Origin of the sequence: Micromonospora deserti (assembly GCF_003236335.1) — a bacterium.
GTDB lineage: Bacteria > Actinomycetota > Actinomycetes > Mycobacteriales > Micromonosporaceae > Micromonospora > Micromonospora deserti.
The window spans coordinates 1-400 of the sequence record NZ_POUB01000594.1; the positions used below are offsets into that span (position 1 = coordinate 1).

The following is a 400-nucleotide window of genomic DNA, read 5'->3' on the forward strand; positions in this document are numbered from 1 at the left end:
GTGGCGCCCCCAATTAATGTCTCTACAACCTTCCGTTACGACGATGACGATCTAATTCCATGGACAGAGCGTGAAAACTTGGACTTTATGGAGAAGAAGCCCGTATATTCACGGCTAGCGCATCCAAATAGCACCAGATTAGAGAGTATCTTCTCAGAGATCCTCGATGGTTATGCTGTCATTTATTCTTCAGGGTTAGCTGCGTTCTATGCGGCAATGGTACATTACAACCCTAAGAAGATCTTTATCGGACAGAGCTACCATGGTGTTCGAGCAATTGCTAACATATTGACCCGTAATTACGGCATTGAGCAACACCCCTTGGAAGATATTGAAAAATGTGCTTCTGAAGGTGACATCGTCCATCTGGAATCTCCTGTAAACCCATATGGTACCTCTT

General features: G+C 44.5%; 1 protein-coding gene. It reads left to right on the forward strand.

Going from position 1 to position 400, the window contains the following annotated elements:
* A partial coding sequence (locus tag C1I99_RS35560) for a PLP-dependent transferase (RefSeq protein ID WP_233512840.1) occupies positions 1-400 on the forward strand: 400 nt, incomplete at its 3' end.